The sequence below is a fragment of the Planctomycetia bacterium genome (assembly GCA_034440135.1).
Classification (GTDB): Bacteria; Planctomycetota; Planctomycetia; order Pirellulales; family JALHLM01; genus JALHLM01.
In genome coordinates, this window is sequence record JAWXBP010000473.1 from 22741 (window position 1) to 32613 (window position 9873).

At 63.2% G+C, this 9873-nt stretch carries 7 protein-coding genes; 3 read left to right on the plus strand and 4 right to left on the minus strand.

Annotation, left to right across the window (positions count from 1 at the left end; genetic code table 11):
* The first annotated feature begins 61 nt into the window (after positions 1 to 61).
* The gene (locus tag SGJ19_26970; protein MDZ4783907.1) at positions 62 to 2011 is read left to right on the plus strand and encodes a thioredoxin domain-containing protein; all 1950 of its coding nucleotides are present in this window, start codon (positions 62 to 64) and stop codon (positions 2009 to 2011) included.
* 15 nt (positions 2012 to 2026) lie between these two features.
* Here the strand turns inward: SGJ19_26970 and SGJ19_26975 are convergent, their stop codons facing one another.
* The gene (locus SGJ19_26975; protein MDZ4783908.1) at positions 2027 to 4054 is read right to left on the minus strand and encodes a hypothetical protein; all 2028 of its coding nucleotides are present in this window, start codon (positions 4052 to 4054) and stop codon (positions 2027 to 2029) included.
* A 15-nt stretch (positions 4055 to 4069) separates the two neighbouring features.
* Here SGJ19_26975 and SGJ19_26980 point away from each other — a divergent pair, with 15 nt between their 5' ends.
* Positions 4070 to 4297, plus strand: coding sequence for a hypothetical protein (locus SGJ19_26980; protein ID MDZ4783909.1), 228 nt, complete (start codon positions 4070 to 4072; stop codon positions 4295 to 4297).
* A gap of 159 nt (positions 4298 to 4456) precedes the next feature.
* On the opposite strand, the gene SGJ19_26985 is transcribed toward SGJ19_26980, so the two are convergent.
* Positions 4457 to 6007: a hypothetical protein gene (locus SGJ19_26985; GenBank protein MDZ4783910.1), complete on the minus strand. Its 1551-nt coding sequence runs from the start codon at positions 6005 to 6007 to the stop codon at positions 4457 to 4459.
* A 153-nt stretch (positions 6008 to 6160) separates the two neighbouring features.
* On the opposite strand from SGJ19_26985, the gene SGJ19_26990 reads away from it, so the two are divergent.
* Entirely contained in the window at positions 6161 to 6862 is a 702-nt protein-coding gene (locus SGJ19_26990) for a lipoate--protein ligase family protein (GenBank protein MDZ4783911.1), read from the plus strand.
* A 15-nt stretch (positions 6863 to 6877) separates the two neighbouring features.
* Here the strand turns inward: SGJ19_26990 and SGJ19_26995 are convergent, their stop codons facing one another.
* Both SGJ19_26995 and SGJ19_27000 read right to left on the minus strand, forming a co-directional pair.
* The gene (locus tag SGJ19_26995) at positions 6878 to 7393 is read right to left on the minus strand and encodes a dual specificity protein phosphatase family protein (GenBank protein MDZ4783912.1); all 516 of its coding nucleotides are present in this window, start codon (positions 7391 to 7393) and stop codon (positions 6878 to 6880) included.
* A gap of 125 nt (positions 7394 to 7518) precedes the next feature.
* Positions 7519 to 8832: a thioredoxin family protein gene (locus SGJ19_27000; protein ID MDZ4783913.1), complete on the minus strand. Its 1314-nt coding sequence runs from the start codon at positions 8830 to 8832 to the stop codon at positions 7519 to 7521.
* Positions 8833 to 9873 lie beyond the last annotated feature (1041 nt).

Sequence of the window (9873 nt, forward strand, 5' to 3'; positions counted from 1 at the left end):
GCCCTCTGTTCCCGGCTATACTGGGACAGGTTTTCATGGCCTTTGTGAATTGGGTGGCGGCATGCAATTTGTTCGGCGATTCACGGCCTGGTTGGTGATCGCGGCTTATTTGGCGGCCCCTGCGATTAGCGTTGAAGCCGAGCCGGCGCACGGGGATCGGCCGGCGAATCGACTGGCCAAGGAGACGAGTCCTTACCTGCTGTTGCATGCGCACAATCCCGTCGATTGGTATCCCTGGGGCGAAGAGGCGCTCGCGCGGGCGAAGCGGGAGAACAAGCCGATTTTTTTGTCCGTCGGCTATAGCAGTTGTTACTGGTGCCATGTGATGGAACGCGAGTCGTTCCTGGACGCCGAGATTGCAGCGTTTCTGAATGAGCATTTCGTCTGCATCAAGGTCGATCGCGAAGAGCGCCCGGACATCGATGAAATCTACATGACCTCGGTGCAGGTCTATCATCAACTCGCCGGTGCGCCGGCTGGCGGCGGCTGGCCGATGTCGGTGTTCCTGACGCCCGAGGCGCTGCCGTTCTTCGGCGGTTCCTACTTTCCGCCCCGCGACCAGGAGGGCCGCACCGGTTTTTTGACCGTGTTGCGGCGCGTGGAAGAACTGTGGAAGGCTTCGCCGGAGCGGATTCAGGACAGCGCCAAACAGATTGCCGAATTAGTGTCGGCCACACTCAGCAAGCGGGCCGCGCCCGGCACGATGCCCACGGCGCAAGAAGCGAGCGACGCGCCGCAAGCGGCGCTGGCCGAGCAGTTCGACGCGCAGCACGGCGGCTTCGGTTTCAGCGAAGTGGAACCGAACCGGCCCAAGTTTCCGGAACCGGCGAATCTGGAGTTCCTGTTGGCGCGAGCCGCCGCGGGAAACGTGGACGCCAAGAATATGGTGCGCGTCACGCTCGACCACATGGCGCGCGGCGGACTGCGCGATCATCTGGGAGGCGGCTTCCATCGCTACAGTACCGATCGCGCCTGGGCGATCCCGCATTTCGAGAAGATGCTTTACGACAACGCGCAGCTAATTAGCGTGTATAGCGCCGCCTTCGAACTGAGTGCGGATGCGAATGACCGGGAAACAGTCGCCGAGGCCATCGGATTCGTGCTACGCGAGATGACCTCGCCCGAGGGAGGTTTTTATAGCGCGCTCGATGCGGAGACCGCGGCCGAAGAGGGCGCCTACTACGCCTGGACGAAAGACGAGATCGAAGCCCTGTTGACGCTGGCGGAAGCGAAATTGCTGGCCACGGCGTACGGTCTGAACGATCCGCCAAACTTTGAAGGGCGTTATGTGCTCCTGTTACCGCGCGGTTGGGAAGAACTCGCCGCGGACGCAAAATCGACCCCCGAACAACTTCGGGCGGAACTCGCGCCAATCCGCGCCAAGTTGCTCGACGCGCGCAACATGCGACCACGACCGTTATGCGACACCAAGATTATCGCTGGCTGGAATGGGTTGATGATCGCGGGTCTCGCCGATGCGGGTCGGGTGTTTCAAAACGAAGAGTACCTGAACGCCGCACGGCGGGCGGCCGATTTCGCGCTCATGCGACTCCGCCAAGAAGACGGCAGGTTATGGCACGTCTATGCGGGCGGCGAAGCCAAACTCAATGCCTATGCCGATGACTACGCCTACCTGGCCGCAGGGTTATTGGCGCTGCACCGCGCGACCGGTGAGGATCGCTGGCTACAAGCAGCTGAAGCCTTGGCGATCAAGCAGCACGAAATGTTCTGGGATGCTCAAGGCGGCGGATACTTCTACACGTCGCACGATCACGAGCAATTGTTTGCGCGCAGTAAGGATCCGATGGACGGCGTATTGCCGTCGACCAATGCCGTGAGCGCGCAGAATTGGATAGCCCTCGCTGCGGCGCGCTCCAACGGAGAATATCTGACCCGCGCCGAAGACACGATCGAGGCCTTTGGCGGCTATTTGCGGCAGTTTCCCGCCGGCATGCCGAGGATGGCGCTCGCGCTCGATGCACTGCGCAAGGCGCAGGCGGTGGCCAGGTAGAGGGGCGTCGTCGACTCAGTTGGCGGATTCGCTCGGCGTTCGGCGGCTGAAAAAGCGTTCATCGATTTGCTGAGCGCCGCGCTCAATGTAGTAGCGCACTAACGCCTCGCGCAGTTCGCGCGGCGAGAGTTCCGCTTGTTCCCAGGCGCGCGAGAGTTGCGGATGGCGGCGGCGGAGCGCGTCGATTTCCTGAATCTTCTCTCTCGGCACTCGTGCAGCGCGGAGTTCCCGATTGCTGCCCGCGCGGATGGCGTCGCGGGCGTCGACAAAACTACCGGCGGAAGCGTCAGCGACTTCATCCAGCGACTCGACCACGGCGGCCGCTTTGGCCGCGGCGACGAGATCGAGGTCCGCGCTGACTTGATTCGCCTGGGCTAAGGCCGCGGCGAGAAGTTGGTTGTCGCGGGCCATTTCCGCCAAACGGATGCGCAGCGCCTGTTGCACATTGGGGGCGCTGGTCAACGTCTTCGTGGCCAGCGACTCGGCGAAATGATCGTACAAGGCTTCGCGGATTTCACGGCCGGGTTCGTACATCGGCTCGCGCCGCGCGACGAGCATCAGCGAGGGCGAGAACAACGGGCCGGTGGGCGAAATGAAATCGTCCTTCACGCTCAAGCCCAGCGTAGCCAGATTCCGCTCGGTGTGTCCTGGAGCGACGGTTTCGGCGATGGGAAAGAACGCCTCGCGTGGCAGCGATGTTTCCTGAGCACAGAGCAATAGCAAGCCAGCGCAATAGGTTTTTACTTTGACGCCGGCGGTGATTTTCCCGCGAAGCTCGTTGACGCGCGACGTATCGAAGTTCAGATCAAACTCCGTCGGGCAGTCAATGAGCGTGCGCGCAACGTCGGCCATCCGCGCCGCAACGACCGGGTCCGGATGTCGCAGCACAACATAGTGCAGCGTGCGGAGGATAAACGTGTCGAAGTTCGTGGCTGGCATGCGATCGCCGCGCTCGGGCAGATCAACGACCACGATGCGGCGTTTGCCGTCCGGGCCGATCTCATCGGTGATCACGCCGACGTGTGTGAACAGACCTGGCGAGAGACTGGTGAAATGATTGTACGGTGAAGGGTTCCGCATCAGCAGCCAATCGCCCGGTTGCACCGCGACGTTGCCGTGCCGATAACTCGGCTCCGTGACTCCGTGCGCCATGCGCTCGTCCAGCGCGGCGATGATCTGCTCGCGACGTTGTCGCTCTTCAGATTTCAGTTGCGCGGCGTCGATCGATTCCGTGAGTCGCTTCAACTCCTCGGCGAGGATCGCCGGTTGATACGCTTCTTTGCCATCTTGCGGACGCGGATCTTGCGGCAATCCCAGTTCGTGAATCGCGGCGACGGCGCGCAGGCGTTGCGGCGGCGTCAAGCGGCGCTGCCGGGCGTAGTTCGCGAGCGACGCGAGTAGCGATGCATCATTCAACGCGGAGTACAAGTCCAGCACGGCGTTAGCCGATAGCGTCGCGGGAACATCGACGCCCGGTGCGACTGGCGCGAGTGCCACGCCCCACGCCGTGGCCGCGGCCAACGAGCGTGATTCGACCGCGGCGCGCACGAGATCGCGCTGCCACGCGGCGTCTTCCAAGGCCACGGCGGCGGCCGCGTCAAAGGCGTCGTATTGCACGTAACGCAGGCGGCCGGAGAGATCGATCAATCGCGACACCGCGCGCAGATAGGCCCTAAGTGCAGCATCGCGCGCGCTATCGGCCGGCCAGGCGGCAAAGTCGCCGCGCAGCGCGAGCAACGCGTCGAGCGCCGCATCGGTGCGCCGTTTGGCCTCCAACAGAACTTGACAGGCCGCCACCGGCGATCGCCCCGGCGCGATCTGCGATTCGGATAAATCGGCGCAGGCCGCTTCAATCTGTCGCGCGGCTTGATCGAGCGGCGCGGAATCGAATCCGCGAAAGCCTGCATCGTCCGTTGGTAGCAGCCGTTCCAGTTGCTCCAGCGCGGCAACAACGTCGTCCGGTTGCTGCGCAGCGAGTCGCGCTGGAATCGCCAGCACGGTCAATGCAATAGCGACGACGGCAAAGGTGCGAAGCGGAGACATCGTGGGTTGCGCGCGATGAACCAACAGGCGGAAAATGCCCGGCGCGCGGTGGGAATTCCCCTCGAGCGCCGCTTATTCCTATACCTTGCCGGTGTGACGAATGCCACCAAGAAATGCCGAATGCGCGTGATTGCGCGGTCGCAAGACCTGGAGGCATTCCCGCGAAAGTTCCTGCGCCCTTCGGAGTTGCCCGCGAAACACGCGCAGCACGCGAAAAGGAGAGGGGAGAAAGGCTTCGACTGAATCAGGCGATGCATGTTGTGGCACGATGCATGTTGTGGCACGGTCTCCCGACCGTGTCACAGCACGTCTGGACACGCGCGGAATTGGAGACCTTCGGTCGGACGGGTGGCACGGTCGGGAGACCGTACCACAACCGCGCACAGGCGTGCTTCTCACGTCCTACTTTTCTCTCCTCCCCATTCCGTGTTCTCCGTGGTGAATCCTCGGCCAGAGCACGGCCATCACCAGACCGGTTTGCATCAGCACGACTGCCAGGCAAATGCCGGCGACTTCCTTCTCCGCGCCGTAGTGCAACTGATTGAAGACCTGAATCGGTAGCGTCACGACGCCCGGCGGCGCGACCAGTACGCTGGCGGGGAGTTCACCGATCGCGATGGTGAACGCAACAGTCCATGCCGCGGCGAGTGCTCCGCGATGTTGCGCCAGTCCGATGCGCCCGAAGCGCGAATAGGCGCCGAGACCGTCTAGCATCGCCACGTCCAGTTGAGCCTCGGGCACGGTTCGTAAGGCGAACCAAAGAATTCCGAGCGCCCAGGGAAATGCGCGCCACCATTGCACCAGCACCAGACAACTCAACGGTTGATCGCGCAGCCAGAGCAATCCACTCGCATCTGGTTGCGACAATGTACGAATCAGTCCCATCGCCAGCAAGGATCCTGGCGTAGCCAACATCGCCACGGCGGCGACGCCCGTCGCCCAGCCACGCCAACCGCCGCGCCGCGCGATCCATGCGAGAGGCGCGGCGCACGCCACGGCGGCGCAGGCCGCGATAGTAGCGGCCGCGCACGACCAGCCGAGTTCCTCGCGGAAGCGGTAGACGCTGCGCCATGTGGTCACCGCGGCGCCCGTGGCCGACCAGTGGCGCACACGCATAGCGCCTTGCATTTCGACGATGAGTCCTGCTTTGAATGCCAGGCATGCGACTGGCGCGCCGACCGCGAATAGCAAGACGACGGTAACGACGAGCCAACTGGGCCATCGAAAGCGTCCCAGTGAAAACACGCGTGATGAGTTGGGTCGCCGAGCGCGCACAACCGTCGCCAGTGCCGCGCCGATGACAAGCGCCAACATGACGAGCCAGGTGATCGCCACGAGGCTCGCAAGGACGACCGTGCGAAGCCCGCGATCATCGCCGAGCTGTTGCATCGTGAACAGTTCCTCGGCAAACGTCCGCACGCGAAATAAATCGGTTACCGTTGTCTCAGTGGCCGTAGTCAACACGATTCCCACGAGCGCCAACCCGATCGCCGGCGCCGCCCTTCGCAGCGACACGCGCAGCGCCACCTGCCAGGCGGGCATTTCGAGCAGCGCCTGTTCCTCCAATTCACGCTCGACGCCGCTCACGCCGAGCGCCACGCACAGCGCCGCCCAGGGCATCGCCGCGAGGGCATGAATCCAGATCACGGCCGGCATGCCGTTGAGCCAGACTTCGCCTCCCAGGAATTGCCGGGTCAACGAGCCTTGCAGGCCGAAGCCGGCGTCCCAGGCCGCCGCCTGGACATAGAGGGGCAAGAACAGGAGCGCGGCGAGCAGCGCGAAAGTCGTGCGACGTCCCGGTAGGTCAGTCCGCGCCACGAGCCAACCGAGCGCCACGCCGACCGGCAACGCCACGAGCGCCACGCCGCCGGAAAGCTGCAGCGTGTTCCGGAGCAAAGCAGCGATCCGCGCATCGGCGGCCCCCAGCCAGGCCAGCGCCGCGGCGGCTGCCAAGAGCATTCCTCCGCAGAATAGCGACCCGCGCATGGTCGACCTGTTGGCTGAGTCTTCGCCGGTTTAACGGAACCAATCCCTCCGGCTATCATACCTTCGTTCCGCCCGTGAACTCATGGCATAGAATCTGGCGTGTACTTACTCGATCACACCATGCCGACGGTCGCCGAAGACCTGGCGCTCGACGAGGCGCTGCTCGAAGCGGCCGAAGCCAATCCGACGCCTATCGAGTGCCTGCGCTGGTGGGAGCCGACGTCGTTGGCCGTGGTCGTAGGGCGTTCGTCCCGGTTGTCGGCCGAGGTGAGCCTCGCTAACTGCCAGGCGGACGGCGTGCCTGTCGTGCGTCGCACCAGCGGCGGAGCGGCGATCGTCGCCGGGCCTGGCTGCCTGATGTACAGCCTGGTCTTGAGCATCGAATCGCGTCCGGAACTGCGCGACGTTTCGTTTGCCCATCGCTTCGTCCTGGACCACATGATCGCTTCGATCGCCCGGTTGGTTCCAGGCGTGAAGTGCCGCGGAACGAGCGACCTGGTGATTGGCGACAAGAAAATCTCCGGCAACAGCCTGCGTCAGCGCCGCCGGAATCTGCTTTATCACGGGACGCTGCTCTACGACTTCCCGCTTGAAACGATTAGTCGATACCTGATCATGCCGCCGCGCATGCCGGACTATCGAGCTGCGCGGTCGCACGGCGAATTTGTCGCCAATCTTCCGCTGAAGGGCGCCGCACTTCGCGCCGCGCTGGCCGTGACCTGGGCCGCTGATGTGACATATCCAGACCCGCCACTGGCTGTCGCGAAACAGCTCGCGCAGGAAAAATACGCGACCGCCGCTTGGAACGAGCAATTGAAGTAGCGCAGGAATCGCACTTCAGACTTCGCGCTCAAAGTCTCGCACGACCGTGCGGCGTTCCAGTTCTTTCACGATGTGGGGCCGGACTTGTCTTAGCCGTGTCACCGCTTCGTTCGCACTGATGCGATACCGGTACATCAACCAGCAGGCCACGACCGTTGCGCTCCGCGCGCGGCCAGCCTTGCAGTGAACGTAGACCGTTTCACCGCGATCGGCCTTCGAGGCGATAAACGCCACAGCGCGGCGGACGTCCGTCAAACGCGGCGGCGTGAAATCCGTCGTCGGCATCCGCATTTGCTCGATGCCCAACCGCGCGTATTCCTCGACCGGCCCGGCGTACTCCTCGCACGTGTTCACCACGGCCCGCACGCCGGCGTCGTAGAGCGGTTGCACATCCTTGGCGAATGGCAGCGCACCGAGGATCACGTTCCCATCGACGCGATCCCACCACCGCCGGGTCGCCGTCAGCCGGTTGAGCAACAGGTTCCAGCCCAACGTCGGATAAAACAGCGCTCGGGCAATCAATCGACGCATATGCAATGATTGGAAAGGGAAAGCAGCGTCGTTGTAGCACGGTCTCCCGACCGTGGCACAACAGTCCTTGCCTACAGGATATCGCGCATTCGCCATTCGGGTTTAGGCATTCGAACTTCCGCCTCTTACCGCAGCGTGCGATTCACGCTTTGCACGTAGCGTTCGCGGTTGCGTTCGAATTGGGCCAGCGATTCTTCGCTGACGAAGAGGTAAATGCGGCCGTTCACGAAGAGGCCGTGTTCACGGCGGCCGGCCAGCATCTGGCCGTGGTCCGTGGCGAGCACCGGGTCGTTCCCGGCCATTACCGGGCTGAAGCGATTGGGTTGCTGCCAAAACTTGTCGCGCTCCGCGGCGCTGGTAAATAGGTACGTGCGACCTTCGTGCGAGACACCCCAGCGGACGTCGCCCAGTACCCAGCGTTGCTGTTCGATGAGCGTAACCGGGCAATGGCCGTCCATCGCTAACGGCGCGGCGCCGGGCGGCAGTTGATCTTGCGTGATGCCGCCGCGTGCCGGCGGCGCTGCCGATGGCCCTTGAACGTAGGGGTTGGCCGCCACAGCACCAGGTGCCATCGCCGCGGCGGACGGGCCCATCGTTTGTGCCGACGGGGCCATGACCTGTTGTTGCAGCGGTGCGTAGTTGGGCGTCATCTGCGGTGCGACGGCGGTCGCTTGCTGCGAGGCGTAGCGATCCGCGTAACGGTCATTCATTGCCGGAGCGGCAGGCGCTGTCGGCACGGCTGTTTCTACTTGATAGTTGCTATAGCGATCCGGCTGCACGGCGGACGGCGCTTGCTCTTGCGGCGGGCGATTGTAGTAGTCGGCATAGCGATCCTCCGCCTGTGGCGGCGCTACGTTGGCCGTGACGGGCGGCGCGACTGGAGACGTGTAACGCTGTGGCGGTGATTGTTGAGCCACGGGCGTGACGGGCGCCGTCGGTTGTTGCACAGGAGCGGTGGAGCGCACCTCGCCATAGGAGACCACAGGGCGCTGCTGAGGCGCCGCGGCCACGGCCGTTTGATGACCGAAGTCCGAAGCGATTTGCGCCATGGTCGCGGTGTAGCCGGCCATCGTTTGCGGACTGATGAGTCGGTCGACGACTTCACCGTCCGGCGTGATGATCACGTCCGTGGGCCAGGATTCGACGCGGAACTTGCGTGCAGTCGCCGGATACAGGCTGGCGTTGATCTTAACGCCGACATATTTCGAGGCGAGCGACTGGCCAAAGTTCGGTTGCGAAAAGACCTGCTTTTCGAGGCGTTCGCAGTGCACGCAATCGTTCCCGCCAAAATGCACCAGCACGAGTCGGTTGGACTCGGCGGCCAGGGTGCGGGCCTCTTCCAGGTTCCGCGCCCAACGCCAGCCTTCCTCGGCTTGCGCATGAGCCACGGAGGCGACAATAACGACGGCAAAAACAGTGACTTGGTGAAACTGGCGCATGGCCGTGCCATCCTGCTTGCGGGAAGCAATCTGCGCGACCCGCCGGCGCGGCGAGCCTTAAAAGTTCTTATCGGCCGCCCACGTGTAGGGATTGTGTCAAAATTCGCCGTTCTGCCACGAACGCGGAAGTTGCGGGGGTTGCGGGCTTCCGGCTTTACGAGTTCGGAAAAACCGTGCGCGTTGCGCTTGACACCGGGGTTAGGAAGATTAAGATTCTCGATAGCTTGAGTTCTACCTGACGGCGTTGGCCGTTTCGGATCTGTGACCGGGAGATTCGTCGAACCCGGTCGGATTCGCCCTGAAAGCGTTTTGTTTCGGGGCACTGCAACGCTTCTTTTTCCCGCTTGGGTGAGACCCGCAGTCGGGGAAGTTAACCGAAGCGAAGCGGCTTCAGTTGTCGGGTTTTTCTGGGCACGGCAGGCCCTATTTTGGCTGCGTCGTGCGCAGTAGCATTGGCCGGAAGTGACGCGTAGTTCGCCACGGTCGCTTGAAGCGAAAGTGGTGCGGCCTGGCTGGTTTTTGTACCCTAACCTCCTTGGCCGGCGACGCGCGGTTTTGGCCGCTCGGTTCATAATGTTTGCCATCCGCGGCCTTGCGCTCGGCGGATGCGCACTTGTGGAGGACGTTCGCTAGCGACGCGTTCCGGAGTGGCACGGAAGTGGCTCCAGGAATTGCGACTGAGTCCTGGTCAATGCTTGGCAATCCATTGGATTGCGCGCCCATTCAGCCAGTACGCCTTGACGCGGATGCGTTTCCACGACGAGTTGGGCAGTGTTTTCGCGCTTCCGTGCGGCTATGTGCATAGTCGCACGGTTTGGTGACCGTCTCTCGAGGAGGCGGCGAATCCGCGTTTCGCATCCCTGCGCGGTGCGCAGTGATTTCGCGCGCGGCAGGTGCGCAATTCGCTCCATGAAATGTTTGACGTGTTCCCGGCGATCCCGCGCGGGATCGTTCTGTGTGATTTGAGTTCCAGGTGAGGCATGGCAAAGAAACGAATGGGCCGTAGTCGAGGACGAGGGCCAGGCGGGCCGAGCGGGCCAG